The sequence below is a fragment of the Bradyrhizobium sp. Kon69 genome (assembly GCF_055807515.1).
In genome coordinates, this window is sequence record NZ_JBVVOS010000005.1 from 234,474 (window position 1) to 259,327 (window position 24,854).

22 protein-coding genes are annotated in these 24,854 nt (G+C 65.6%); 8 read left to right on the forward strand and 14 right to left on the reverse strand.

Going from position 1 to position 24,854, the window contains the following annotated elements:
- Positions 1-10 precede the first annotated feature (10 nt).
- Together AC0L3U_RS09315 and AC0L3U_RS09320 are read left to right on the forward strand one after the other, a co-directional pair.
- Positions 11-1,255 carry an efflux RND transporter periplasmic adaptor subunit gene (locus tag AC0L3U_RS09315; protein ID WP_473361527.1) on the forward strand — a complete coding sequence of 415 codons (1,245 nt, stop codon included), beginning with the start codon at positions 11-13 and terminating at the stop codon, positions 1,253-1,255.
- A gap of 36 nt (positions 1,256-1,291) precedes the next feature.
- Entirely contained in the window at positions 1,292-4,408 is a 3,117-nt protein-coding gene (locus AC0L3U_RS09320; RefSeq protein ID WP_473361528.1) for an efflux RND transporter permease subunit, read from the forward strand.
- A 9-nt stretch (positions 4,409-4,417) separates the two neighbouring features.
- Here AC0L3U_RS09320 and AC0L3U_RS09325 read toward each other — a convergent pair whose 3' ends face one another.
- The 6 genes from AC0L3U_RS09325 to AC0L3U_RS09350 all read right to left on the reverse strand — a co-directional run bounded on the left by AC0L3U_RS09325 (position 4,418) and on the right by AC0L3U_RS09350 (position 10,052).
- Positions 4,418-5,044: a LysE family translocator gene (locus AC0L3U_RS09325; RefSeq protein WP_473361529.1), complete on the reverse strand. Its 627-nt coding sequence runs from the start codon at positions 5,042-5,044 to the stop codon at positions 4,418-4,420.
- Positions 5,045-5,244: 200 nt separating this feature from the next.
- On the reverse strand, positions 5,245-6,207 hold the full coding sequence (locus AC0L3U_RS09330; protein WP_473361530.1) for an amidohydrolase family protein: 963 nt from the start codon (positions 6,205-6,207) through the stop codon (positions 5,245-5,247).
- Between the two features lie 51 nt (positions 6,208-6,258).
- Positions 6,259-6,816, reverse strand: a complete 558-nt coding sequence (locus tag AC0L3U_RS09335; protein WP_473361531.1) for a P-loop NTPase family protein — start codon at positions 6,814-6,816, stop codon at positions 6,259-6,261.
- 25 nt (positions 6,817-6,841) lie between these two features.
- Positions 6,842-8,272 carry a TolC family outer membrane protein gene (locus tag AC0L3U_RS09340; RefSeq protein WP_473361532.1) on the reverse strand — a complete coding sequence of 477 codons (1,431 nt, stop codon included), beginning with the start codon at positions 8,270-8,272 and terminating at the stop codon, positions 6,842-6,844.
- A 184-nt stretch (positions 8,273-8,456) separates the two neighbouring features.
- A complete protein-coding gene (locus AC0L3U_RS09345; protein ID WP_027516881.1) occupies positions 8,457-9,236 on the reverse strand; it encodes an enoyl-CoA hydratase in 780 nt (259 codons plus the stop codon).
- Positions 9,237-9,398: 162 nt separating this feature from the next.
- Positions 9,399-10,052, reverse strand: a complete 654-nt coding sequence (locus tag AC0L3U_RS09350; protein ID WP_473361533.1) for a hypothetical protein — start codon at positions 10,050-10,052, stop codon at positions 9,399-9,401.
- Between the two features lie 287 nt (positions 10,053-10,339).
- Between AC0L3U_RS09350 and AC0L3U_RS09355 the strand changes: the two genes are divergently transcribed.
- Both AC0L3U_RS09355 and AC0L3U_RS09360 read left to right on the forward strand, forming a co-directional pair.
- Positions 10,340-10,885, forward strand: coding sequence for a sigma-70 family RNA polymerase sigma factor (locus tag AC0L3U_RS09355; RefSeq protein WP_473361534.1), 546 nt, complete (start codon positions 10,340-10,342; stop codon positions 10,883-10,885).
- Positions 10,886-10,887: 2 nt separating this feature from the next.
- Positions 10,888-11,526: an NrsF family protein gene (locus AC0L3U_RS09360; RefSeq protein WP_473361535.1), complete on the forward strand. Its 639-nt coding sequence runs from the start codon at positions 10,888-10,890 to the stop codon at positions 11,524-11,526.
- 10 nt (positions 11,527-11,536) lie between these two features.
- On the opposite strand, the gene AC0L3U_RS09365 is transcribed toward AC0L3U_RS09360, so the two are convergent.
- Positions 11,537-12,640, reverse strand: a complete 1,104-nt coding sequence (locus AC0L3U_RS09365) for a DUF2336 domain-containing protein (RefSeq protein WP_473361536.1) — start codon at positions 12,638-12,640, stop codon at positions 11,537-11,539.
- Positions 12,641-12,703: 63 nt separating this feature from the next.
- Positions 12,704-13,861, reverse strand: a complete 1,158-nt coding sequence (locus AC0L3U_RS09370) for a GGDEF domain-containing protein (RefSeq protein WP_473361537.1) — start codon at positions 13,859-13,861, stop codon at positions 12,704-12,706.
- A 432-nt stretch (positions 13,862-14,293) separates the two neighbouring features.
- Here AC0L3U_RS09370 and AC0L3U_RS09375 point away from each other — a divergent pair, with 432 nt between their 5' ends.
- The 4 genes from AC0L3U_RS09375 (at position 14,294) to AC0L3U_RS09390 (ending at position 18,428) form a co-directional block, all read left to right on the forward strand.
- Positions 14,294-14,863, forward strand: a complete 570-nt coding sequence (locus tag AC0L3U_RS09375) for a sigma-70 family RNA polymerase sigma factor (protein ID WP_007593582.1) — start codon at positions 14,294-14,296, stop codon at positions 14,861-14,863.
- Positions 14,860-15,555, forward strand: coding sequence for a hypothetical protein (locus AC0L3U_RS09380; protein ID WP_456765190.1), 696 nt, complete (start codon positions 14,860-14,862; stop codon positions 15,553-15,555). Before AC0L3U_RS09375 ends, AC0L3U_RS09380 begins: the two co-directional genes overlap by 4 nt.
- 15 nt (positions 15,556-15,570) lie before the next feature.
- On the forward strand, positions 15,571-17,277 hold the full coding sequence (locus AC0L3U_RS09385) for a S8 family serine peptidase (RefSeq protein WP_473361538.1): 1,707 nt from the start codon (positions 15,571-15,573) through the stop codon (positions 17,275-17,277).
- Positions 17,278-17,786: 509 nt separating this feature from the next.
- Positions 17,787-18,428 carry a TIGR03809 family protein gene (locus AC0L3U_RS09390; protein WP_473361601.1) on the forward strand — a complete coding sequence of 214 codons (642 nt, stop codon included), beginning with the start codon at positions 17,787-17,789 and terminating at the stop codon, positions 18,426-18,428.
- 30 nt (positions 18,429-18,458) lie between these two features.
- Here the strand turns inward: AC0L3U_RS09390 and AC0L3U_RS09395 are convergent, their stop codons facing one another.
- From AC0L3U_RS09395 to AC0L3U_RS09420, 6 genes are all read right to left on the reverse strand, one after another.
- Positions 18,459-19,829: a TIGR03808 family TAT-translocated repetitive protein gene (locus AC0L3U_RS09395; protein WP_473361539.1), complete on the reverse strand. Its 1,371-nt coding sequence runs from the start codon at positions 19,827-19,829 to the stop codon at positions 18,459-18,461.
- A gap of 93 nt (positions 19,830-19,922) precedes the next feature.
- Positions 19,923-20,576 carry a pyroglutamyl-peptidase I gene (locus tag AC0L3U_RS09400; RefSeq protein ID WP_473361540.1) on the reverse strand — a complete coding sequence of 218 codons (654 nt, stop codon included), beginning with the start codon at positions 20,574-20,576 and terminating at the stop codon, positions 19,923-19,925.
- Positions 20,573-21,562, reverse strand: coding sequence for a methylmalonyl Co-A mutase-associated GTPase MeaB (meaB, locus tag AC0L3U_RS09405; RefSeq protein WP_473293448.1), 990 nt, complete (start codon positions 21,560-21,562; stop codon positions 20,573-20,575). The genes AC0L3U_RS09400 and meaB overlap by 4 nt, the downstream gene beginning before the upstream one ends.
- A gap of 51 nt (positions 21,563-21,613) precedes the next feature.
- Positions 21,614-23,128, reverse strand: coding sequence for a tripartite tricarboxylate transporter permease (locus AC0L3U_RS09410; RefSeq protein WP_018456882.1), 1,515 nt, complete (start codon positions 23,126-23,128; stop codon positions 21,614-21,616).
- A 4-nt stretch (positions 23,129-23,132) separates the two neighbouring features.
- The gene (locus AC0L3U_RS09415) at positions 23,133-23,627 is read right to left on the reverse strand and encodes a tripartite tricarboxylate transporter TctB family protein (RefSeq protein WP_027569049.1); all 495 of its coding nucleotides are present in this window, start codon (positions 23,625-23,627) and stop codon (positions 23,133-23,135) included.
- A 231-nt stretch (positions 23,628-23,858) separates the two neighbouring features.
- Positions 23,859-24,851, reverse strand: a complete 993-nt coding sequence (locus AC0L3U_RS09420) for a tripartite tricarboxylate transporter substrate binding protein (protein ID WP_007608179.1) — start codon at positions 24,849-24,851, stop codon at positions 23,859-23,861.
- Positions 24,852-24,854: the final 3 nt, after the last annotated feature.

The following is a 24,854-nucleotide window of genomic DNA, read 5'->3' on the forward strand; positions in this document are numbered from 1 at the left end:
ACCGGGCCCCATGGTAGTTGAAAATACCAAGCGATTGCAGGTGCTTACAAAACAACGGGTGATTACATCCGTAGTTTTACTAGCTCTTGCCGGTGCCGGGGCTTACGGCTTCCTCCATGCGGGAGCGAAGGAGAAGAACCACTCCGAGATCTCCAGCCAGTCGCGCAGGAATGCGCAGAACTTCACGCCGACGCCGTCGGAATGGGCGACGCTGACGATCGAGCCGGTCAAGGCCAAGACCTTCCGCGCCGAGTATGTCACCGAGGGCAAGGTCGCAGTCGACGAGGACCGTTCGACGCCGGTGTTTTCGCCCTATGCGGGTCGCGTGACCAAGCTGCTCGCCAAGCCTGGCGAGGTGCTGAAGCAAGGTCAACCGCTGTTCACGATCGAGGCCGCCGACACCGTGCAGGCCCAGAACGATTTCATTGCGGCGATGAGCTCGCAGAACAAGGCGAAGTCGGCGATCGATCTTGCCGACATCCAGTTCAAGCGCGCCAAGGACCTCTACGAGGGCCATGCCATCCCCCTGAAGGACTATCAGCAGGCGGAAGCGACTCAGGTTCAGGCGCAGAACGACATGCGCTCATCGGCGACGGCACTGGAAGCCGCGCGCAACAAGCTGCGTATCCTCGGCTTCACCGACGAGACCATCAAGGCGTTCCAGGACAAGGGCGTCATCAATCCGGAAGTCACGATCTATTCGCCGATCGCGGGCACGGTCGTGCAGCGTAAGATCGGCCCCGGCCAGTACGTCAATTCCGGCGCCAGCGATCCGGTCTTCGTCGTCGGCGACCTCTCCACGGTCTGGCTCACCGCCTTCGTGCGCGAGAGCGATGCGGCTGCCGTGTGCGTCGGGCAGGACATCAGCGTCAACGTGATGGCGCTCCCGGGCCGCCCCTTGACCGCCAAGGTCAACTACGTCGCCGCCGCGATCGATCCGAACACCCGCCGCCTGCTGGTCCGCGCCACCATCGACAACAAGGACGGTCTGCTGAAGCCGGAGATGTTCGCCAACGTCACGATCTATTCGTCCGGCGACCGCGCCGCGCCGGCGGTACCGAAGCAGGCCTTGATCTACGAAGCCGACAAGGTCCGCCTCTGGGTCGCACGCGAGGACAAGTCGGTCGAGCTGCGCGAGATCAAGATCGGTCTCATCAATGGCAACCTCGTCGAGGTCATCAGCAATCTGAAGCCCGGCGAGCAGGTGGTCACCAAAGGCAGCCTGTTCATCGACCGCGCGGCGTCCGGCAGCTGATCGACGGGCCGGGAAAAAGACAAGCTGAAGACCTGAATGGATCGCCTCGTCGCCCTTGCCGTCAACCGGCGCTTCCTGATGGTCGGGATGTTCGTCGCCGTGCTCATCGGCGGCCTGATCGCGTTCAACCAGCTCAACATCGAGGCTTATCCCGATCCGACCCCGCCGATGGTCGACATCGTGACGCAGAGTCCGGGCCTGTCGGCAGAGGAGATCGAGCGCTACATCACGATCCCGATCGAGACCCAGGTTGCGGGTCTGAAGAACGTGACGACCATTCGCACCATCTCGCTCTACGGCCTCTCCGACGTCAAACTGCAGTTCTCCTTCGCCTACACCTATGACGAGGCGTTGCAGCAGGTCTTGAACCGCCTGGCGCAGCTCGCGCCGCTGCCGGGCAACGTGCAGCCGCAGATCTCGCCGCTTAGCCCGATTGGCGAAATCTTCCGCTACCGTCTCGTCGGCCCGCCGAACTACAGTGTCCTCGATCTCAAGACTATCCAGGACTGGATTCTCCAGCGGCGCTTCCGTGCCGTGCCCGGCGTGATCGACGTCACCGGGTGGGGCGGCAAGAGCAAGACCTACGAGCTCCAGGTCGACTTCAACAAGCTGGTCGCCAACGGCCTGACGCTGCCGCAATTGCTCCAGGCGGTCGGTAATTCCAACGTCAATGTCGGCGGCAACACCGTCAATATCGGTCAGCAATCGGCCGTGGTGCGCGGCGTCGGCCTGATCCGCTCGATCGACGACCTCGCCAACACCATGGTCTCGCAGACCAACGGCAATCCGGTGCTGGTCAAGGACGTCGCCACTGTCACCGTCGGCCAGAAGCCACGTCTCGGTATTGCCGGCCTCGACGAGGCCGACGACATCGTGCAGGGCATCGTCCTGATGCGCCGTGGCGAGCAGAGCTCGCCAACCATCAAGCGCGTCCACCAGCTCGTTCAAACCATCAACGAGTCCAGCATCCTGCCGCCCGGCGTGCGTATCGAGCGCATCTACGACCGCGGCGACCTGATCGAACTCACCACCCACACCGTGCTGCACAATATGGTGGTCGGCATTCTCTTGATCGTGCTGCTGCAGTGGATCTTTCTCGGCGATCTCCGCAGTGCGCTGATCGTCGGCGCCACCATTCCGTTCGCGCTGTTCTTCGCGGTGATCATCCTGGTGCTGCGCGGGGAATCGGCGAACCTGCTGTCGGTCGGCGCGATCGATTTCGGCCTGATCGTCGATGCCACCGTCATCATGGTGGAGGCGATCTTCCGGCGCCTGACGCAGACGACGCCGATGTCGGAATCCGAGCAGATGTCGTCCGAGACCCTGTTCGGCATGAAAAGCCACGCCATCCTCAGCGCTGCGGCCGATGTCTCACGTTCGATCTTCTTCGCCGCAGCGATCATCATCGCGGCCTTCCTGCCGCTGTTCACGCTCTCCGGCGTCGAGGGCAACATCTTCGGGCCGATGGCGCGCACCTATGCCTACGCGCTGGCCGGTGGACTGCTTGCGACCTTCACCGTCACCCCGGCGCTGTCCGCGATCATCCTGCCCGCGCATGTCAGGGAGACCGAGACCAAGGTGATGCTGATCCTGCATCGGATCTACATGCCGGTGCTGCATTGGGCGGTCGCCAACCGCGGCATCATGCTCGGTGGCGCGTTCGGCCTCGTGCTGATGACGGTTGCGCTCAGCCGTTTGCTTGGCCTCGAATTCCTGCCGAAGCTGGAGGAGGGCAACCTCTGGATCCGCGCCACGCTGCCGCCGACCATCTCGCTCCAGGAAGGCAACTCCTACGTCAACGAGATGCGCAAGGTGATCCGCGCGCGGCCTGAAGTGGAATCCGTGGTGTCGCAGCATGGCCGCCCCGATGACGGCACCGACGCCGCCGGCTTCTTCAACGCCGAGTTCTTCGCGCCGCTCAAGCCCGCCAGCCAATGGCCCGGCACCCGCGACAAGGAAGAGCTGACCGCGCAGCTGCTCAAGCAGCTCGACGATCGCTTCCCCGGCGTCGAGTTCAACTTCTCGCAATATCTCCAGGACAACGTCTCCGAAGCCGTCTCCGGCGTGAAGGGCGAGAACTCGATCAAGCTGTTCGGCAGCGACCTCCAGGCGCTGACCGACACCGCCAACAAGATCAAGTCGGTGCTGGCAACCGTGCAGGGCGTCACCGATCTTGCGGTGTTCACCTCACTCGGGCAGCCGACCATCCAGATCGACATCAACCGCGCCAAGGCCGCGCGTTACGGCCTCGCGCCGGGCGACATCAACGCCACCATCAAGGTCGCGATCGGTGGCGACACCGCAGGCGACATCTACGAGGCCGGAAGCGACCGCCACTTCCCGATCATCGTTCGCCTCGCGCCGGAATTCCGCAGGAGCGCCGAAGCGATCCAGAATTTGCGGATCGGCGCGCCCGGACCGAACGGCACCGTCACGCAGATCCCCCTGAGCGAGGTCGCCACCATCAGCCTCGTCTCGGGTGCGGCCTACATTTATCGCGAGCAGCAGGAACGCTATCTGCCGATCAAGTTCTCGGTGCGTGAACGCGACCTCGGCAGTGCGATTCGCGAGGCGCAGCAGAAGATCGCCGATCAGGTGCAGCTGCCGCCCGGCGCGCACATGGATTGGGTCGGCGAATTCGGCAATCTCCAGGATGCGATCCGGCGATTGTCGATCGTGGTGCCGATCTCGCTCGCGCTGATCGGCGTCCTGCTCTGGTTCAATTTCGGCTCGATGACCGACACGCTGCTCGCGATGAGCGTGATCCCGATGGCGATCTTCGGCGGCGTGCTCGGTCTCTTGATCACCGGCACCGCCTTCAGTGTCTCGGCAGCGATCGGCTTCATCGCCCTGTTCGGTATCGCCGTGATGGACGGCATCATCATCCTGTCGCAGTTCAACCAGCTGATCGAAGAGGGCATGGACCGCATGAGCGCGGTGATACGCACCGGCGAATTGCAGCTTCGGCCGGTGCTGATGACCTGCGTCGTCGCCGGCATCGGCCTGTTGCCGGCCGCGCTGTCGGAAGGCATCGGCTCGCAGGTGCAGAAGCCGCTCGCGGTGGTCGTGGTAACCGGCATGATGCTGGCGCCGATCGTGATCCTGGTGACACTGCCGGTGCTGATCTCCTTCTTCTCCCGCCGCGCACGCTGACGCCGCCAATCACAGCATCCGCTGCGCGATCCGCACCAGCATCATGGTGCCGAGGCCCAGCAGCATCAGGCTGGCCAACCGACTGCTCATCGACAGCATGCGCGGCGTCAGCCGTGACCGCGCCGTTGCCACGATCGTGCTGAGCACGGTCCACCAGATCGCGGAACCGACGAAGACACCGGCGATCAGCGGGGCTGCCGCGGCTTGCATTGAAAGGGCGTGCAGCGCAGCCAGAAACAGGATGACAGTCAGCGGATTGGTGAACCCAAGCGCGATGGCGCTGAGATAGGCGCGCGCCAGACGTACGTTGTCGATGTCGTCGGTCGTCTGGAGCGCGACCGAGCCGCGATGGGTTCGGATCGCGAACCACAGCAGCGTGAGCGCCGAGACGATGCCGAAGCTGGCGGCATTGGCCTCGACCCAGGGCTGTGCAAGCGAGCCCAGGCCCAAAACCGCGAGGGCGCTGTAAGTGAGATGCACGGTCGCCGCGCCGAAGCCGGTTGCGAGGCCCGTGGCCATGCCTGATGCCAATGTGCGCTGAATGCACAGCATGCCCATCGGTCCGATGGGGGCGGCGACGGTGAAACCAATTCCAATGCCGGAAAAAAGCGCGGCAAGATAATGCGATAAAGGCATGCACCCGCACGAACAAATGAAATCTGTGCGTGTGCGTAGCCCCGAAAATGAATCGCCGCCTCAACCAGAAGGGTGAGAAACGAGCGAGAGCACAAACACGTTCGTGTGAGTCCAAGGAGTTTGTGACTTCGCGACAACAGTTCCACGCCTCACTGTGGAACCGTGTCGCGGTCGTTGAACCGAATTGCGCTTGGCGCGACTCAGAACCCGTAGAGTTGCGCCGGGTTGTCGACCAGGATCTTCTTGCGCACATCCGCATCCGGCGCCCATACCGGAAGCTGGTTGAGCAGACGACCGTCGTCGATCTGGTAGAGCGGTGCGATGTCGGTGGCTTTGCGTCCCTCGACACGGCTCGAATCCGGGTGCGGCCAGTCCGTACCCCAGACGACGCGGTCCGCATTCGCTGCGATCAGTGCGCGCGCATAGGGCGCCATGTCCTGATAGTCGGGCGCGAGCTTCGAGGAGCGATAGGCGCCGGAAATCTTGACATACGCCTTGCCGGATTTCACCAGCGCGACCAGGTCGACAAATCCCGGTTGCTCCAGCCCAAGCGAAGCCTCGAGGCCGCCGAAATGGTCGAATACAACGGGTACCGGCGCCGTCTCGACGAGGTCCTTGATTGCCGAGATCATGGGGAGCGTGGTGTAAAGTTGCACGTGCCAGCCGCGCGCCTTCATGCGCTCGACTGCGGCGGTGAAACGCGGTCGGCCGACATTGGGGTCGTTGACGCCGCCGGTCGCAAGATTGAGGCGGACACCGCGAAAGCCGTCTGCTTGCATCGCGTCGAGCTGGGCCTCGGTCGTTTTGTCGTCGATCACGGCCACCCCGCGCGCGGCCGCGCCGCGCGCCTTCATGCCGAACAGGGTGGAGGAGTTATCGGTGCCGTAGACGCTCGGCGTCACGATCACCACGCGCTCGATATGCAGCGCCTTGTGCAGCGCGGCCATTTCCTCCGGCGAAGCCGGCTCCGGCGTGTAGACGCGGCCCGCGAAGAACGGAAATTTTTCGACATCGCCATGGATGTGGGTGTGACAGTCGCAGGCATGGGCCGGGACGTCGAAATTGACTGGCGTCGCGGGCTGCGCGGCACGTGCGTGGGCTTTGTTGGACATGGCAACTCCGGCGGCAAGGGAGGCAAGCAGGACGCTGCGTCGGCTGAGCATGGTTTCTCTCCCTGTTTTATTATTTGGCAGTGGCGTCGTGACAGTATCACATCAGCCCGGCAGCCGCTGCGCTTCGCTGCATAGCTGCTCGACGAGGTCCGCAAGCGGGCGTGAGCCGTCGACGCGCACGACCGGGCAGGGCAGCTTCGCGAGCCACGCTTCATCTTTTGGGAGACTACGGCCGTCGCGATCGCCAGCTTCGTAGTGCGAGGCCCAGTCGACGAACGACTCCGCCTCCTCATGACGCCAGCCGCCCTGTGCGACGGCATCCGCTCCGAAGTGCGTAGCCTCGCGGTCACGCAGGCGCTGCAAGCGGAGCTCGCGCGGCGCCGTCACAAAGACGACGAGATCGAAGAATGGGACGAGCTCGTCGCCCCAACCGGTGACGGTTCCGCTCAGCACCCAATCGAGCCGCGGCAAGAACATCTCGCGCATCAGCCGCAAACGTTCGGCGGCAGGGCGTGTCGTCTGGTAGGGCGGCGCGGTCGGGAGCCAGAAATAATCATCGCTGTCGTGATGCGGCAGCGCAAGCCGGCCGGCGAGCGCACGGCCGAGCGTCGTCACGCCGGAGCCTGAAGCTCCCATCAGATGGATGCGGCGGCTCTTCATCGGCACCAAGCCAGACGATTTGAAACTACTGCCCAGACGGCGTGCGCAGTCCGTGCCAGGCGTCGCGGACCTGCTGGTAGTGTACCTCGGGCAGATAGTCCGGCGTGTTCAGGCTCAAGGTCTTGACGTCGAGATGGCCGACGGCGCTGAGCAGGGTGTAGGAGGCGATCACGCGGTCGCGATTGGCGCCGATCAGGCGGGCCTTGGCCTGGATCAGATCGGCCTGCGAGTTCAGCACGTCCACCGTCGTGCGCTGTCCGCCGGCGGCCTCGCGCTGCACGCCCTGGAGCGCGACGGTCGCCGCTTTTACTTCGGATTCCGAGGCCGAGACCGCGATCTTGGCGCCTTCATTGGCAACCCACGCGCTGACCGCCGCCGTGCGCGCCTGGTTGCGCACCTGGTCGAGCACGAGCCGGCTCTGCGCCGTGATCTCCTTGGCCTGCCGGGTCTGTGCGGCGGCCTGGCCGCCGTCGTAGATCGGCACGGTGACATTGGCGACGATCGAGGCTTGGTCTTCGGCGAAGGTGCCGAGCGTCGGGTCGTTGTTGCGGCTCTTGCTGGCGCTGCCCTGGACGCTGGCGCTCGGCAGCAGCGCGCCTTCGGCGACGCGGATATTAGTGGAGGCGACATCGACGTCGAAGCCTGCCGCCATCACCGCCGGGTGCTGACGGATCGCCATCGTCAGCGCGTCTTCGCGGCTCTTCGGCAGATAGCGGTCTACGACGTCGGCAGCGCGAAGCTGCGACGGCGCATTGCCGATCACCTGCGCGTAGATTGCCTGGCTCACCGCCAGCGCGACTTCGGCGGCATTGAGATCGGAAAGCCCGCGGTTGAGCCGCGCCTCGGCCTGCGCGCTGTCGGTCGGCGTGACGTCGCCGGCGTTGAGGCGCCGCTGGGTGACCGAAAGCGTTTCGCGCAGGAAGGCGACGTTGGAGCGCTGCGCCTCGACCAGCGACTGGTTGGCGAGGACATTGGTGTAGGCGGTGACCGCGTCGAGCAGCACGCCCTGGCCGACGTTGCGCAGCGCCTCGCGGCCCGACTGCACCTGGAGTTCGGCGGCCCGCACGTTGTTGGCGGTGCGGAAACCGTTGAACAGGGTCTGCGACACGGTGACGCCGATGATCCATGGCTTCAGATTGGCGGTCTGGATGGTGTTGTCGGGCAGCAGATTGCGCACCGATTGCAGCCCGGCGCTGAGGCTTGCCACGATCTGGGGCCGGTAGCCGGCGAGCGCCTGCGGCACGTTCTCGTCGGTGGCGCGCTGCCGCGCACGTTCGGCATTGAGCTGCGGATTGGTCTGATAGGCCTTGGCGAGCGCCTCCGGCAGCGCTTCCGACCGTGCGGCGGAGGGCAGGGCGCAACAGAGTGCCAGCGTGGTCCATGTCGCGAGCACAGGAGCCACGCCCGATCGACGCCGCGTCATCACGCGACCAGCTCTGGCGGCACGCCCAATCATGTAATCCGCAAATCCCGGCTGTCCGCCCCCGCCGACGGCGGCTCTCTTAACTGTTTAACCAGCCAAGGTCTCGCAGGCAAACTGCCGCGGGGGAAACCCCCATGTATTCCGTGCTTGTTGCAGCTACATCACAGGGATTCTGCGGGAAGGGCAGAGGCTTACACCAGCCTGACCGCTCGCCTCCTTACCGGTTCTTGTTCACCGGCTTCCGCTTCTCGATGAACGCCGCCATGCCCTCGGAGCGGTCCTCCAGCGCGAAGGTCGAGTGGAACAGGTTGCGCTCGACGCTCATGCCCTCGGCGAGCGTGGTCTCGAAGGCGCGGTTGACCGCTTCCTTGGCCATCGCGACCGCGGGCCGCGACATCGCGGCGATCTTCTCGGCCGCGGCCATCACCTCTTCCATCAGCTTGTCGGCCGGCACGATGCGGCTGACGAGGCCGCTGCGCTCGGCTTCGGCTGCATCCATCATGCGGCCGGTGAGGCAAAGGTCCATCGCCTTGGACTTGCCGATCGCACGGGTCAGGCGCTGGGTGCCGCCGATGCCGGGGATGGTGCCGAGCGTGATTTCGGGTTGGCCAAATTTGGCGGTGTCGGCTGCGATGATGAAGTCGCACATCATCGCGAGCTCGCAGCCGCCGCCGAGCGCGTAACCCGCGACTGCGGCGATCGTCGGCTTGCGGCAGCGCGCGACCCGATCGCCGCCGATCGCGGCAAAATCCTCCGAGAACATGTCGATGAAGCCTTTCGGCTGCATCTCCTTAATGTCGGCACCGGCGGCAAATGCCTTCTCGCTGCCGGTCACGACGATGCAGCCGATGGCGTCATCGGCTTCGAGATCGTCGACGGCCGCGGCGATCTCGCGGAAGACGCCGAAGGAGAGTGCGTTGAGCAGCTTCGGCCGGTTCAGCTTGATGATGCCGACCGCGCCTTTGCTTTCGACGATGATGTGTTCGAACGTGCTCATGCTCCACCCACGCTTTTGGTTGAGCGGGCAATGTGCCCGCTGGCGCGGTGGGCTTCAAGAGGCCCCAAAGCCATCGGAGCAGGAACGTCCGGAACAGGCGGTGAGATGCGCGTTCCGGACGAGGTCCCGCGGGCCGGCGATCAGGCCAAACTCAAGCCAAAGTCACGCCATGAACATGCGCGCGGCGGAGGCCAGCGTCAGCAGCGTGCCGACGCCGATGAAGATTTTTCCAATCAGGGAGCTCTGGTCCCAAGCCGAGCTCTGCTGGCTGCTTGCCATCACCGGTGCCGGGCGCGGCTGCGCGTCGGTTGCGGCAATCACCGCCTTCTGCGCCGGCGCGTTGTCCTGTTGCAGGGCGCGGTCGATGTCGTTGAGCTGATCGGGTGGGACGACCTGGCCCTCGGCGTTCGGGGCGGCGGTATTATCGGCCGCGGCCTGGACGTTGTCGTTGGCGCGGCCCGTCATTGCGGAGGCGGCTGCCGCAGTCGGCGTATCGGCGGCGGCGAGCTGCGCATTGGCGTTGGCGACTTCCGGCGGCATCTCGCTCGAGGCCGGGAGCTCACGATTGTCGGCCTTGGCCTCGTCGGCCGTCGCCACGGCATCCTTCTTGTCGGATTTCTGCGCCGTCTTGGTGCTGTCGCGGTGGCGCGACGTGTGACGCCGCTGCTTGCTCGGCTTGACCTCGTCCGCCTGTTTGCCTGCGCTGTCCGACTTGCTGCTAGCAGCCGAACTCGGCGCCGCCTGTGCAACGCCCCCGAACAGCACGAAAAGCCCGGCCAGGAGAATCAGGGCCGCGCGCCCGCTGGCTTTCATCATGTTGACATCTCCCCAAGTCCGCCCGTCCCGGACCGAACAGAGACCCTGGGGCGTGACCACAGCGGGGCAGAAAATGGGAATCTTCGGGCCACACCGGGCAAAAGCGCGGCAAACCCTTGCCGTCTTGGCCGCCCGCGGGTGCGTACGGGACCGATCGGTGTTATGAGCCGTCGCAGATCCTGACGGCCGTATCGGTTACGTGGCCAAGTATGATCACGAATTCGTGATCATACTGCCGCCGGCGTAACAAACTGAAAGAACGGCCGAATTGCATGGTGAGGGCGCGCGTGCGCGGACGTGAGGACGAGTGGACCGACCTGATGCGGTCGGCCATGGCAGGCGATGACGCGGCGTATCATCGTCTGTTGAAGGCGGTCACGCCTGTGCTGCGTGCTGCCGCGAGGCGCGGCCTGGCGCGAGCCGGGCAGCCTTCCGACCAGGCCGAGGATATCGTGCAGGAGATTCTGTTGGCGGTGCATCTGAAGCGGCACACCTGGGACAGCGAAGCCCCCTTCGCCCCGTGGCTGTTTGCGATCGGCCGCAACAAGCTGATCGACATGCTGCGGCGACGGGGCAGGCGGATTTTCGTCAACATCGACGATTTCGCCGAGATCCTGCCGGGCGAGGCGCCGCAGGAGACGGCCTCGGCGGGCGAAGTCGCCAGCCAGCTCAATACGCTGCCGCAACGCCAGCGCGACGTGTTGCAGTCGATCGCGGTCGACAGCACCTCGATCAAGGACACGGCGACGAAATATTCGATGAGCGAGGGCGCGGTGCGGGTCGCGCTGCATCGCGGACTTGCGGCGCTGACAGCCAAACTGCGGGACCACTAGTCATGGATACCGATCAACTCATTCGCTCGCTCGCGGCCGACAACGCCCATCGCCCGCCGCGCGTCGGCGCGGTGCTGACCATGGCGCTGCTGGTTGCCGCGCCGCTGTCGATCCTGATCTTCGCCACCTTCCTCGGTGTGCGTCACGACGTGATGAGCGCGATGCACAACCCGTTCTTCGACATGAAGTTCGCGGTCACGCTGTCGCTCGCGATCCCGGCGATCATCGTCAGCCTGCATCTGTCGCGTCCCGAAGCCTTGCTGCGTGGCTGGGGCTGGCTGCTGCTGCTGCCCGTCGGGCTGCTCGCGGTGGCGATCGGCAGCGAGGCGATGATGGCGCCGGCCATGCCGGTGACGATGCGATTGATGGGCAAGAATTCCAGAGTTTGCCTGTTCGCAATCCCCGCGATGTCGCTGCCGCTGCTTGCGGGGGCCCTGTTCGGCCTGCGCCACGGCGCGCCGTCGCATCCCGCGCTCGCCGGTGCGCTCGCCGGCCTGGTGTCGGCGGGCCTTGCCGCGACGCTGTACGCCTCGCACTGCACCGATGACTCGCCGCTGTTCGTCGCGACCTGGTACACGCTCGCCACCGCGTTGGTGGCGGCAATTGGCGCGCTGGTGGGGGCGAGGGTCCTACGCTACTAGCTCGCCGGCTTCACGCCACCGGCGCCGCGCCCTGCTGCATGCGGTGGAAGCGCAGCACCTGCTGCGCGGTCGAACTGCGCAGCGCCTCGTAAGCATCGCGCAGCGTCAGCATGTCGGTCTGCGGGCCGCCTGAGAGCTTCTCGCGCAGGGCGATGATGGCGCGGACGCTCGACCATTGCATGGCCGCGACCTTGGCGAGGATCATCACGCCCTCGACCCGGCTTTCGATCATCATGGTCTCGGCGGTCTCGACGGCGACGCCCGCAAGCGCCGCGAGCCCCGCATTGGTCTCGTCGAACTTGCCCTGCTCTGCGAAGGTGGCGACCTCGAGCTCGGTCAGGCGACCGTCCTCGTGCAGCGACTTCACCAGCGCGCGCGCCATCTCGGTCTGCCGGGTCATGGTGGCGGCGCGGATCCGCTGAGCCGCTTCCTGAACCACGCTGGACACGTCGCCCGCGAGCTCCGGATGCGCGGCCTCCAGCTTCCGGCGCACGGCCAAGGAAGCCTTCGCGACCAGCTTCAAATAATGATGGCGGGGCAGGTCGGCCCGCAGGCCGATGCAGCTGGCGAGGTCGTCGTCACGTTCGGCGCGAGTCACGAGGACGGCGAGACTTCCCTCGGATAGTTGCGCGCCCGGATTGCTGACAGTCGATTGCACCACGTCCTCGTCGCCGCGGGTCACCAGCACGTCGGTCAGCGCTTCCGACAGCACCCGCCGCAGCGAGATCGCCTTGAGATGCGCCTGGCCCCTGGTGCGCGCGATCTCCATCAGGGTCGCCTCGTCCAGCCGTTCGGATTTCGACAGCACGGGGCCGGAAACCTCGATCACCTCGTCGAGCGCGAGCGTGCGGATGATCTTCGGCGGCGCAGCCGCGATTGATGCGAGGCGGTCGGCGAGGAGCGCCCTGGCGGACGTCTCGATCCGCTCGATCAGGCATTGGAACACGTCGTCGAACACGCGGACGTGGTCGTCGGAATAGTCCACCGCGTTGTCCACGAACAGATCGGTGACGCGGCGCAACGTCTCGACCCGGTGCGCAACGGTGCCGTGCGAGAGCGCAGTCTGCAATTCCTCGAGCAGACTCTCGGATGATTTTGCGGATTTGGATCTCATTGCCCTGTCCTGGAGCGTTCGGCCCGGCAACGGCTTCTGTCGCGCCGGGAGAAAATGGATGGGTCAGCTCGTTGCAATGCGGTTGCGCCCTTGTGCCTTGGCGGAATAGAGCGCGCTGTCGGCGCGCACGAGAAACGTGTCGGCAGTATCGTTGTCGCGCAGCGTCACGACGCCCGCGGAAATGGTCACGCGCATGCCCGGGGAGAATGCGCTCCAGTCCAGATCGGCGACGATGCCGCGCAGCCGATCGAGCATGCGCGACGCCGCATCGCCGTCCATTCCAGGCAGCAGCAGCAAGAATTCCTCGCCGCCGTAGCGGCCGAAGCAGTCGGCCGGGCGGATGTTGGCGAAAATGGTGATCGCGAAGGTGCGCAGCACCTCGTCGCCGACGGGATGGCCATGGGCGTCGTTGATGCGCTTGAACCAGTCGAGATCGATCAGCGCGATCGCGCAAGGGGTCGATGTCTGCCGCGATTTTTCGATCCCGTCGTCGAGAAGCCGCATGATGCAGCGGCGGTTGTAGGAGCCGGTGAGCTCGTCGAGCTCCGCCAGTTCCTCGATGCGCCGATAGGCGGCCTTCAGCTCGATGCTGCGCCGGTACAGGATCTTGCGCAACGTGGCGCCGAACAGGCCGAGGAAGGCGCACTGGCCGATCACCAGCACGAAGCACAGCATCGATGCCGCCCGTTGCAGCTGGGTCGTCACCGGCAGTCCGATCGGCAAGTCCGAGGCGAGGAAGACCAACGCGAGCCCGCAAGTGGCGAGACCCCAGGTGAGCATCGCCTGGCTCGAGGTCATACGAAGCGTGCCGAAGGCGAAGATCAGAAACAGCACGGCCAGGAACGCGACTCCGACTGTCGGCACCGCGAGGAGGAACAGCAGCTGCAGCGTCATATGCGCCGAGATCTGGAAGACGGTGAGGTAATGATCCTCGAGCCGGTCGCCGAAGCCCGCTTCCGACAGCACGGTGAAGGTCCCGATGATCAGAAGGCCGCCGAGCCAGAACAGTGACGGAACGCCCGCGGAGATCACGCCGTCAAAGGCGTAGAGCAGCAGGACGGAGGCGCCGAGCGAATAGCTCGCCACCTGGCCGACATACATCTGGCGCCGCTGCCGGATCCGGCGCGCCAGGACCTCGGGTGCCGCTGCCTCGGTCGTCAAGGCGAGATCCGCGGCCTCAGCGGCATTCCTCTCGGGAAAGGACGTCGCAGCCGTGCTCATGGTCCCGCCAGTGGTGGATGTCAGCCCAAAAATCTACGTCGCAAGCCTTTAGGTTTGGTATCCTTCGAAACCGAATCCACGCTGTGCAGCGCGGCAGCAGGGGACGTGGACCGCTCAAGGAATTGTCGGCGATTAGGCATTGTGTGCGACGCGTCGAGCCAAAGCAGGGCTTCGGAAGACATATGTCGTGCTAGGCTGCTAAGGTTCCATGCACGTCGGGCCGTCTCTACTGGGACGGCATTGCTCAGGAAAGTGCTTCATTACTATGTTACCGTTCTTGAGCGAAGCGCCCAGCCGCGGGTGGCAACAGGAAATTTCGCGCATGTGGGGTAGATCACACAGCCTCCCGTATGACTGCGGTAGGTTGAACAATTTTACCCCTCCCGTCGAACCGTCTGCCGCATCGACCCGACCAACCTTGCGAGACGGTCTTTGAGCGTGACACAAGCGGCTTCGGACGAGATCCTGATCGCCAGGATCGCTCAGGGTGACCGGCTCGCCATGCAGGTGCTGTACGGGCGGCACCATGTCAGGGTGTATCGGTTCGGCCTCCGGCTCGTGCGGGACGAGCAGGCGGCGGAAGACCTCATCAGCGAGGTGTTTCTCGACGTCTGGCGTCAAGCCGGCAAATTCGAGGGCCGATCCGCCGTTTCCACCTGGCTGCTGGCCATTACCCGATTCAAGGCCCTGTCTGCGCTTCGGCGCAGGAAGGATTTTGAGTTGGACGACGACGCCGCGAACGCGATCGAGGATACGTCCGACAATCCGGAAACGGCGGTGCAGAAGAAGGATACCAGTGAAGCGTTGCGGGAGTGTCTGACGGGCCTCTCGCCGGATCATCGGGAGATCGTCGATCTCGTCTACTACCACGAGAAATCCGTGGAAGAGGTGGCCGAAATCGTTGGCATCCCGGAGAACACTGTGAAGACGCGCTTGTTCTATGCGCGCAAGAAATTGGCCGAACTGCTGAAGGCAGCCGGCATTGAGCGAGGCTGGCCATGATGGCTTTGAGCAAGAAGATGCTGGAGCAAGAGCCCGGTGAAATTGAACTGCTGCTGCCGTGGCACGCCGCCGGCACGCTGAACCCGCGCGACGCGCGCCGCGTCGACGAGGCGCTGGCGCGCGATCCGGAGCTCGCGAAGCAATATGCCGCGATCCGCGGCGAATATGAAGAGACCATCCATCTGAACGAGAGCCTGGGTGCTCCGTCGGCGCGTGCGATGCAGAAGCTGTTCGCCGCGATCGACGCTGAGCCTGCGCGGGCGGCCGGTTCGTTGCCGCTGTCGGCGCGCATCGCCAGCTTCTTTGCGAGCCTGTCGCCGCGCACTCTGGCCTGGTCGGCGAGCCTTGGCGCCATGGCGCTGGTGCTGCAGGCCGGAATCATCGGCGCCGTGTTGACGAAGACCCAGACTGCGACCTTCCAGACTGCTTCGCTCTCGACCAGCGCTCCGATCACCCGCGACCTCGGCACGACCGTCCCGCCAGCGCGCGCGCTGGTCCGCTTCACGCCCGAGGCGCGCGTCGCCGACATCACGGCATTGCTCGACGGCTACCAGGCTTCGATCATCGGTGATGCCAAGGGCGGCATGTTCCGCCTCCAGTTCGACAAGGCGATGAGCCGGGACGAACTCGCCTCGCTGCTCGGCAAGATGCAGCGCGAGAAGTTCGTCAACCTCGCCGTCGCAGCGCCGTAAGGCGCTTCCAAACCAATGACGCGCAAGTTTGAAAGTGGAGTAAGAGCCGGGGCCTGCGCTTCGTCGGTCGCAGCCGCGCTTCTGCTCGCCGCCTGTCTCGGCGTCGAGGTTGCGCAGGCGCAGGCGATCATGCGCACGCCGACGATCAGCGTCCCCTCCCGAATGCCGACGATTTCTCCTGGCGTCGCCGCACGCGTCAGTCCCGGTGTTGCCGCCAGAGCGGTGGCCGTTGGCCGTGGTCCCGGTCCGATTGTGACGACGAGGATTTCGGCGCGGATGGGACCGACGCCGGTGCTGCCTTATGCGCGCTACTCCCCGAACCTCTATCCCGCCTGTACCGCGCCCGATCGCGACGCCGCCGGCGAATGCCTGGCGCAGCAGAACGCAGGCGGCGATGGGTCGGGCAAATCGGGCAAGAAGACCGCCGGAAAGGGGCGCGGCAACAACACGCCCGTCGCCGCTGATTTGCGCACCTTCGCCGGCGAATTCGTCGCCGAGATCGACGGCGGGCTGTCGTTGAGCCAAGCCGACGAGCTTGCGCGCCGCCATGGCCTGACCCGCGTGTCCTCCGAGAATTTTCCCCTGATCGGGGCAACGTTCGGACTGTTCCGCATCACCGACGGCCGGCCCTCCGCGACGGTGCGGCGTGAATTCGCGGCCGACGGCAGCGTGCGCTCGGTCCAGCCGAACTTCCGCTACCTGCTCCAGGACCAGAAATCGTCGGTGCCGACCGAGGGTGATCCCGCGCAATATGCGCTGGCCAAGCTCCGCCTGCCGCAGGCACATACTCTCGCGCATGGCGCCAATGTGACGGTCGCCGTAATCGACTCCGGCATCGACGTCCAACATCCGGAACTTGCCAATTCCATTGCCGACAATTTCGATGCGCTTGGCAGCGCCGACGGCCCGCACATTCACGGCACCGGCATTGCCGGCGCCATCGTGGCGCATGCCAAGCTGATGGGCAGCGCGCCCGAGGCGCGCCTCATCGCCATCCGCGCCTTCGGCGGCACCACCGGCGGGGCCGAGAGCTCGTCCTACATCATCCTGCGCTCGCTGAATTATGCCGCCGAGCACGGCGCGCAGATCGTCAACATGAGCTTTGCCGGTCCCAAAGACGCCGTGATCGAGCGGGCCATCGCGGCGACCGCCGCGCGTGGCCTGGTGCTGATCGCGGCCGCCGGCAATGCCGGCGCGAAGTCGCCGCCACTCTATCCGGCCGCCAATCCCAACGTGATCGCGGTCAGCGCGACCGACCAGCAGGACCGGCTGTTCACCGCCTCCAACCGCGGCAACTACATCGCGGTCGCGGCCCCCGGCGTCGATATCTTCCTGCCGGCGCCTGACGGCAAATACCAGATGACGTCGGGCACCTCGTTCTCGGCCGCCTATATCTCCGGCGTCGCGGCGCTGCTGCTCGAGCGCAACTACGCCTTGAAGCCGGAAGCGCTGCGCACGACGCTGGCGAAGACGGCGCGCGACCTCGGTTCACCCGGCCGTGATGATCTGTTCGGCGATGGCGAGGCCGACGCGTTTGCCGCGGTCATGGCCGTTCCTGCCGCCGGCGCGACGCCGGTCGCGGCCGCCTCCGGTACAACAAAACGTGAAGATATCGGGAAGCGTCGCGACGAGCCTGGCGTCCGCGCATTAGAGCAACCTTCGTTGTCGAGCACCGAGGATAAAGCCACGGTTTCTCAAGCGGATAAGCCGGCGACGCGATAGCGGCTGCGACAACTTTGCGCGCGGCGCGAAGGTCGAAAAATCAAACGCCGCGTTGAACGTTCGGCCCGCTGCCACGACCAAATTATGTGGGAGCGGTTATCCCTCCCCATAAGTCATATTAGGCGCGAGCGCCCATCCACCCCAAGCGCCCATATGGCTCGACCCGTCCGGTTGTCCCCCCGGACGGGTCTTTTCTTTTTGGACGTCCAATTCCTCGAAGCCCTACGCGAGATCAGCTTCCGGTTGAGAGATCGTGGCTCACTCAGCGCGACCGCTCCGCCGGCACGCCGCAAGCGCGCTATGCTTGTGCGAAGCTTGACTCCAAAACCCCTTGAATCTCCGCACGACTACGGAGTTTGGCGACGAAAACATCGTCGTTGCTGGACAAGTCAAAACTTTTCCACAAAATATTCACGTCGCGTCTAAATTGATTCGTGTGCGTTGCGTCGCGTCCGTATTTTCTCCTGACGGGCTGATTTATGACACATCGCCAAGAAGCTATTCGCGACATTGCTATTGGCCGCGACGTTGCGGCACGCTGGTGCGCTCTCGCCGAGCAGCGGCTGGTGCATCTCTCCGAGATGTTCGAGACCGGGCGCTGGCGCCGCTATCACTCCGAGATCGCATTTCTCGAAAACATCCAGGAAGCCAAGCTCGCCGTTCAGACTTGGCGCGCGCTTGCCACCGGCGCCGATGTCGCCACGGCGGCCGCGAGCGTATCGCCGGCCTTCGGCTGGTCGCCGGCGACAATGCCCCGCATGTTTCCGCGCGAGCAGCAGGCGCAGACCGTGCAACCGAAGGCCGTGCACATCGCCCCGCAGACCGCCGTGCCGGTCAGGCTCGATCCCAAGCCGGGCGTTCTCGCCGAAATCTCCGAAGCCCCGGCCGCGCAGGTCGCCGCGCCTGCCCCGATGGCACCGCTCCAAGTGCCGGCTGCCATGGCGCCGCCCACCGCGCCCGTCGCGATGACGGGGCCCAAGGTGCCGGCCGCGACGGCAGCGCCCAAGGCACTGGCGGCAATGGCGGCGCTTCTGCCGCAGTTCTCTCCGCCGGCAGCCGAAATTGTCGCAGCCCCCGAACGTCTGGTTGAGTTCACCTTCAGCCTCGACGGCCTCGAAGCGAAGTACCCGCTGCTGCGGAACGCGTTCTAGCCTTCGAGAGCCAGAGGCGAGGAACGGCACCTACCGCCGCACCGCATTCCCGCCGACGACCAATTGCGCAAACCGCTGAGCGCCGTCCGCCGACAGGTCGGACGTTACGGCGCGCGCATGATCGAGCCCGACGACGGCGCCGCGCGGGGTTTCCGAGATCATGTTGTTGTTGACGAGCGCGGTGCCTGCGCCGGGCACGACGGACACCCCGACGCCGGCCAGTGCCTTGCGGATCACGTTGCCCGTGATGGCGACGTCGCGGAGATATTTGCCCCAGCCGGCGACGATGCCGTAGGACGGCGCGTTCTCGATCACGTTGCCGGTGACCGATGAATCCGCCTCGATGTAGATGCCGATACCGGCATCGTCATCCGGCGCGGTGCCGATCGGCCGCTTCGGGATCAGATTGCGGATGATGTTGCCCTGGACCACGGCGATGCGGCCGCCTTCGTTGAAATTGCAGACGGAGACGCCGACGGCGGCGCCGTCCACAATATTGTTGGCGATTACCGCGGCCTCGAACGCGAATTCCGAATAGAGCGCGACCTCGCGCACGTCGCTGACGCTGTTGCCTGATATGTGGATGTTCGAGGCCGAGTTGCCGCGCACGGCGGAGTAATCGCAGTTCTTGATGCGATTGCCGCGCACGATGACGTTGCCGGCGCGGAACGCGTTGATGGCGTTGCCGTACTGGCCGGAGCCGCCGGGACCGGCCTTGATGTCCTCGATGCGGTTATCAGTGACCAGCGTGCCGTCATCGCCGATGGCGGTGCGCAGGATCTCGATGCCGTTGTCGTTGGTGCCGGTGATGGTGTTGTGGGAGACGCTGAGACCCCTGGCGTCGAACGACACCACTGCCGTCACCGCGATGTTGGTAAAGATGTTGCCCGAGATGTCGCCGGAGACCTGCTCGAGCCAGATGCCGCTGCCGCCGGACCCCGTGATCTCGCAATCGGTGATGCGGACGTCGCGCCCGCCGAGGATCTGGATCAGCCCGCGCCGCGTCGGCAGCGGAATGCCGCCGCCATCGAAGGTGATGCCGGAAAGGCCGATTGCATCGGAGCCGTCACTCTGGATCGCCGAGGCCCCGCCGGTGAAGACGAATTTGGTCGCGCCGCGCACGCCGACCAGTTGCGCGCCATTTGGCAGTCGCAATAGCCCGCTGCGGTAGATTCCGGGCGGCAACGCGAGCGGCATCTGCGCCCGCGCGGCCTCGTCGATCGCACGCTGGAGCGCGCGCGTCTGATCCTCGCTGCTGCCGGGCCGCACGCCATATTGCGTTGCATCGCGGCCGAGCAGCGACGTCAGCGGCGCTGCGCGCGCGGCGTCGGCTGGTATCGCGAGCGCGCCGGCGATGCCTGCGGTCGATGCTCCGATGAGATGGCGGCGATTGAGGTCCATGGACGCGTCCTCCGGCGGACGCGGGAGTCCGCAGCGGTTAGGTAGCGCAGGGCCGCTGGTCGCGTGAGGATTGTTCGCGGTAGGGTTAAATGTTTACGCAGTCGTGTTCCGGGCCTTCCGTGCCAACTGTACCATCTCCATCAGCATCGCTTCCCCGGCGTCCACCAGTTCCTCGAGCGTGATCCGCGGCGCGCCCTTGCGGCGCACGGCGCCGCCGCGCGCGAGCAGGGGAATATGGATGAAAGCGGCGAGCTTTGGTCCGCCGCCCCTGACGTTCTCGATCGCGCGCCAGCTCAGATAATTGCAGAGATAGGCGCCGGCATCGCGCGAGGCGCGTGCGTCGATGCCGGTGAGGCGGGCGGCGCGTAGCAGCCTAGCGGTGTGCGGGCCGAAAATCAGCGCGTCCGCATTACCGGCGATGCCGCGCTTGCTCGAGCGGGTGTTGGCGGCATCGGGCCAGAGCATGGTGACGGCGTTGCGGGCGCGGCTCTCGATGCGCAGATAGGGCGTGCGTGCGGCAAGGCCAAACATCAGCAGCGCATCCGGTTTCTCTCTCGCGAGCACCTCCGGCAATTGCCGGTCGACCGCAGCATAGGTGACCGGGAAGATGTGGCTGGAGATCGCGGCATCGTCGAGTGCGGGACGGCGCAATTGCGCCAGCCGGGCGACCAGTGGCTGGGTCGGATTGTAGGGCGCGCCGGGAAACGGGCCGAAGCCGGTGAGGAGAATGCGGAGCTTGTCGCTCATTGCAGCAACTCCAGGATCTTTTCGGCGGCGAGCGCCGGCGTGAGATGGCCGTCGGCGACCTCGGTCTCGATCTTCCGGACCTTGGTCCGCACCGACGCCTCGCTGCGCAACCGCGCCAGCATGCGCTGCTCCAGCATCGACCACATCCATTTCACCTGCTGCTCGCGCCGCCGTGCGGCGAAATCGCCGGATGCATTCATCGCCTTGCGGTGATCGAGGACCTTCTGCCAGATCTTCGCAATGCCGTCGCCGGTCAGCGCCGAATAGGTCTCGACCGGCGGATGCCAGTGCTCGGAGCGCGGCGTCAGGATGTGCAGCGCGCCGCGATAATCAGCGGCGGTGATGTTGGCGCGCTTGAGATTGTCGCCGTCGGCCTTGTTGATCGCGATCATGTCGGCGAGCTCGACCAGGCCCTTCTTGATGCCCTGCAATTCGTCGCCGCCGCCCGGCAGCATCAGGGCCAGGAAGAAATCGGTCATGTCGCAAACCGCGGTTTCGGACTGGCCGATGCCGACAGTCTCGACCAGCACGACGTCGAAGCCGGCCGCCTCGCACAGCAGCATCGCCTCGCGTGTCTTGGCCGCGACGCCGCCGAGCGTGCCCGAGGACGGCGAAGGGCGGATGAAGGCGTCGTCGGAGGCCGAGAGCCGAGCCATCCGCGTCTTGTCGCCGAGGATTGAGCCACCGCTCCGCGCCGAGGACGGATCGACCGCGAGCACCGCGACCTTGTGGCCTTGCTCGATGAGATGGGTGCCGAGCGCGTCGATGGTGGTGGATTTGCCGACGCCGGGCGAGCCGGTGATGCCGACGCGGACTGCCCTGCCGGTATCGGGCAAGAGCATTTGCACCAGCTCGCGCGCCAGCGCCTGATGGTCGCTGCGCCGGCTCTCGACCAGCGTGATGGCCCGCGCCAGCGCCGCGCGGCTACCGGCGCGGAGGTCATGGGCGAGGGATTTGATGTCCAGTGAAGGCTTTTTCTCAACCATGCCCTGCTTTACAACGCCCGCGCAGGGCAGGCGAGGGCCGCCCGCCCGATATCACCGGGATGTCGCCGCCACCCCCGTCCGCACCGGTTTCAGCTTCCGCCACGCCCAGACCATCACCGGCCAAAGCAGCGCGCCGATCGCCATGGCGGCGAGGATCGCGGCCACGGGGCGCTCGAAAAACGGCAGGATGCTGCCGTCGGACTTGATCAGCGAGGTCACAAATGCCTGCTCGACCATGGTGCCCATGACGATGCCGAGCACCATCGCGGCGACCGGATAGCCGTTCGCCTCCATCACATAGCCGATCACGCCGAAGGCGGCGACGGTAACGACGCCGAACATGTTATTGCCGATCGCGAACGAGCCGACCGCGCAGCACAGCATGATGATCGGCATGATGGCGGAGCGCGGTGCCAGCAGGATGTAGGCGGCAACCCGGATCATGGCAATGCCGAGCGGGATCATCAGAATGTTGGCGATGATGAACATCAGATAGATCGCGTACATGCTCGACGCCTTCTCGGTGAACAGCGTCGGCCCGGGGTTCAGCCCCTTCATGTAGAGCACGCCGATCGCGATCGCCGCGATGGTGTCGCCGGGGATGCCGAACAGCAGCGACGGCACCCAGCCCGAGGCGATGCTGGCATTGTTGCTGGCGCCGGCCTCGACCAGGCCTTCGACATGGCCGGTGCCGAATTTCTCCGGTTCCTTGGAGAAGCGCTTCGACATCGCATAGGACACCCAGGCGGCCATGTCGGCGCCGGCGCCGGGCAGCACGCCGATGATGATGCCGACGATGTTTCCGCGCGTCATCTGCCAATGGTATTTCTTGGTCAGCTTCCACTGGCCGGCCATGATGCTTCCGAATTTGCGCCGCGGCAGCGGCGGAGGCTCGGGCGTCAGCATCGCGCGCATCACCTGGGCCACCGCGAACACGCCGACCAGCGCGGGGATCGGCTCGATGCCGCCGAACAGATCGGTGAGGCCGAAGGTGAAGCGCGGCACGCCGCCGGGATTTTCGATGCCGACGCAGGAGACCAGCAGGCCGAGGAACATGCCCGCGATCGCCTTCACGGGCGAGGAGCGCGCGACCAAAGTGGCGCACATCAGGCCGAGCAGCGCCAGCCAGAAATACTCGAAGGTCGAAAACGACAGCGCTATCTCGGCCAGCGGCGGCGCCAGGATCATCAGCGACAACACGCCGGCGATGCCGCCGACGGCCGAGAACCACACGCCGGCCCCGAGCGCCAGCTCGGCCTGCCCCTTGCGGGTCATGGCGTAAGCCTCGTCGGCATAGGCGGCGGACGCCGGCGTTCCCGGGATGCGCAGCAGCGCACCGGGGATGTCGCCGGAGAAGATCGCCATTGAGGACGCCGCGACGATGGTCGCGATCGCCGCGATCGGCGAGAGATAGAAGGTGACGGGGACGAGCAGGGCGGTTGCCATCGTCGCGGACAGGCCCGGCAGCGAGCCGATCACGAGCCCGTACACGGAGGCTGCGAACATCGCGATGATGACCTCCCAGGTGGAGATCAGTGCGAACGCTTCAATCAGAGTTTTCAGCATGGGATCACCACGGCGTCGGCAGCAAGCCGGCGGGAAGCGGCACGCGCAGCAGCTTGCCGAAGATGAGGTGGATGGCGAACGGCGCCAGTGCTGCGAGCGGCAGCGCCAGCTTCCACTTCGCCCCCAACGCGGTCGAGGTGACGTAGACCATGATCGCCGCGGTGACGATGAAGCCGAGGCGGTCGGCCGCGACCACGTAGAACAGCAGCAGCGCCGGGGGCAGCAGCGCGCGCAGGCCGTACAACTTTCCCTGCGGCGGCGGGGCAGCCGCTGCCTGGCCATCCTCGAGCGGGATCAGCTCTTCCGCCTCCTCGAAGGTGTGGCCGATCCCGAACACGATCGCGAGCCCGCACAGCGCAAGCCCGATGCCGATCACGAGCGGAAATACGTTGGGGCCGACCGGCTGCCCAGGCACCGGCGGCAGCAGCCAGCCGCCATAGGCGGCTGCTGTGCCGAGCACGACGAGAAACGATCCCGTGACGGAGTCGGGAAGACGCATGGGAGGAGTCCTACAAGAGATGTTCTCCCTCTCCCCGCGCGCGGGGAGAGGGTCGGGGTGAGGGGGGCTCTCCGCGGGGGAGGTGAAAGCTGGATTCGCGGAGAGTCCCCCTCACCCGGAATCCGCGGTTCGCACGCATTCCGACCTCTCCCCGCAAGCGGGGCGAGGTGAATTGAGCGTGCGGACCGGCCACTTCAATCAACTATCGCCTCGCGTGATAGCCGCAGGAGATTACGCCTTGCTCAGACCCGCCGCCTTCATGGCTTCGCCCATCTGGGCGTCCCCCTTGTCCATGAAGCTTGCGAACTGACCGGCGTCGCCCCACACGGTGCCGAAGCCGCGATTGCCCATGAAGTCCTTGAACTCGGCGGAGTCGTAGACCTTCTTCAGCGCCGCAGTGAGCTTCGTTGCGATCTCCGGCGGAAGGTTCTTCGGCGCACCGATGCCGCGCCAGGCGCCGGTCGCGTAGTCGATGCCCATCGCCTCCTTCAGCGTCGGCACGTCCTTGAAGATCGGATTGCGCGCCGGGGCCATGATGGCAAGGCTCCTGGCCTTGCCGGCCTCGATGATGGCGCGAGCTTCCGGCACCGAGCAGGTGGTGAGGTCGAGGCCGCCGGCGGCGAGGTCCTGCATCGCGGGTGCGGCGCCGTTCGACGGCACCCAGGCGACCTGGTTGGCGGGCAGGCCCATTGCCTGCATCCAGCCGACCAGCGCGAGATGCCAGATGCCGCCCTGGCCGGTGCCGGAGGCCTTGAACTTGCCGGGAGGGGCCGCCTTGATGGCTTCCGCGAGTTCCTTCACCGTCTTGTAAGGCGAGGAGGAGGAGACCTGGATGCCCGGGGGATCTTCGTTCATCAGCGCCAGCGGGGTGTAGCTCTTCGGCGCCAGCTCGGTCAGCCCCTGCCAGTGCATCATCGAGATTTCGACCGTGAGCATGCCGATGGTGTAGCCATCGGGCTGCGCGGTCGCGATCGCGGTATGGCCGACGACGCCGGAGCCGCCGGTGCGATTGACCACGTTGAAGGGCTGGCCGAGATCCTTCTCCAACAGCGCTGCGACAATGCGTGCAGTCGCGTCGGTGCCGCCGCCCGCGCCCCAGGGCACGATCACGGTGACGGGCCGCGCCGGATAGGCTTGCGCAAGTGCCGGTGTGAGGCCGAATGCGGCCGACGCTGCAACCGCAGCGGAAGAGGCCGCAAAGCTGCGGCGCGTAATCTTGGACATGAA

What these genes read in the sequence shown, in the direction of transcription:
- AC0L3U_RS09345 (WP_027516881.1), bottom strand. Translation starts at nt 9,236, where the DNA reads ATGAGCACGTTCGAACACATCATCGTCGAAAGCAAAGGCGCGGTCGGC.
- AC0L3U_RS09420 (WP_007608179.1), bottom strand. Translation starts at nt 24,851, where the DNA reads ATGTCCAAGATTACGCGCCGCAGCTTTGCGGCCTCTTCCGCTGCGGTT.
- AC0L3U_RS09350 (WP_473361533.1), bottom strand. Translation starts at nt 10,052, where the DNA reads ATGATGAAAGCCAGCGGGCGCGCGGCCCTGATTCTCCTGGCCGGGCTT.
- AC0L3U_RS09320 (WP_473361528.1), top strand. Translation starts at nt 1,292, where the DNA reads ATGGATCGCCTCGTCGCCCTTGCCGTCAACCGGCGCTTCCTGATGGTC.
- AC0L3U_RS09395 (WP_473361539.1), bottom strand. Translation starts at nt 19,829, where the DNA reads ATGGACCTCAATCGCCGCCATCTCATCGGAGCATCGACCGCAGGCATC.
- AC0L3U_RS09340 (WP_473361532.1), bottom strand. Translation starts at nt 8,272, where the DNA reads ATGATTGGGCGTGCCGCCAGAGCTGGTCGCGTGATGACGCGGCGTCGA.
- AC0L3U_RS09370 (WP_473361537.1), bottom strand. Translation starts at nt 13,861, where the DNA reads ATGAGCACGGCTGCGACGTCCTTTCCCGAGAGGAATGCCGCTGAGGCC.
- meaB (WP_473293448.1), bottom strand. Translation starts at nt 21,562, where the DNA reads ATGGTTGAGAAAAAGCCTTCACTGGACATCAAATCCCTCGCCCATGAC.
- AC0L3U_RS09385 (WP_473361538.1), top strand. Translation starts at nt 15,571, where the DNA reads ATGACGCGCAAGTTTGAAAGTGGAGTAAGAGCCGGGGCCTGCGCTTCG.
- AC0L3U_RS09360 (WP_473361535.1), top strand. Translation starts at nt 10,888, where the DNA reads ATGGATACCGATCAACTCATTCGCTCGCTCGCGGCCGACAACGCCCAT.
- AC0L3U_RS09365 (WP_473361536.1), bottom strand. Translation starts at nt 12,640, where the DNA reads ATGAGATCCAAATCCGCAAAATCATCCGAGAGTCTGCTCGAGGAATTG.
- AC0L3U_RS09400 (WP_473361540.1), bottom strand. Translation starts at nt 20,576, where the DNA reads ATGAGCGACAAGCTCCGCATTCTCCTCACCGGCTTCGGCCCGTTTCCC.
- AC0L3U_RS09415 (WP_027569049.1), bottom strand. Translation starts at nt 23,627, where the DNA reads ATGCGTCTTCCCGACTCCGTCACGGGATCGTTTCTCGTCGTGCTCGGC.
- AC0L3U_RS09380 (WP_456765190.1), top strand. Translation starts at nt 14,860, where the DNA reads ATGATGGCTTTGAGCAAGAAGATGCTGGAGCAAGAGCCCGGTGAAATT.
- AC0L3U_RS09330 (WP_473361530.1), bottom strand. Translation starts at nt 6,207, where the DNA reads ATGCTCAGCCGACGCAGCGTCCTGCTTGCCTCCCTTGCCGCCGGAGTT.
- AC0L3U_RS09410 (WP_018456882.1), bottom strand. Translation starts at nt 23,128, where the DNA reads ATGCTGAAAACTCTGATTGAAGCGTTCGCACTGATCTCCACCTGGGAG.
- AC0L3U_RS09325 (WP_473361529.1), bottom strand. Translation starts at nt 5,044, where the DNA reads ATGCCTTTATCGCATTATCTTGCCGCGCTTTTTTCCGGCATTGGAATT.
- AC0L3U_RS09335 (WP_473361531.1), bottom strand. Translation starts at nt 6,816, where the DNA reads ATGAAGAGCCGCCGCATCCATCTGATGGGAGCTTCAGGCTCCGGCGTG.
- AC0L3U_RS09315 (WP_473361527.1), top strand. Translation starts at nt 11, where the DNA reads ATGGTAGTTGAAAATACCAAGCGATTGCAGGTGCTTACAAAACAACGG.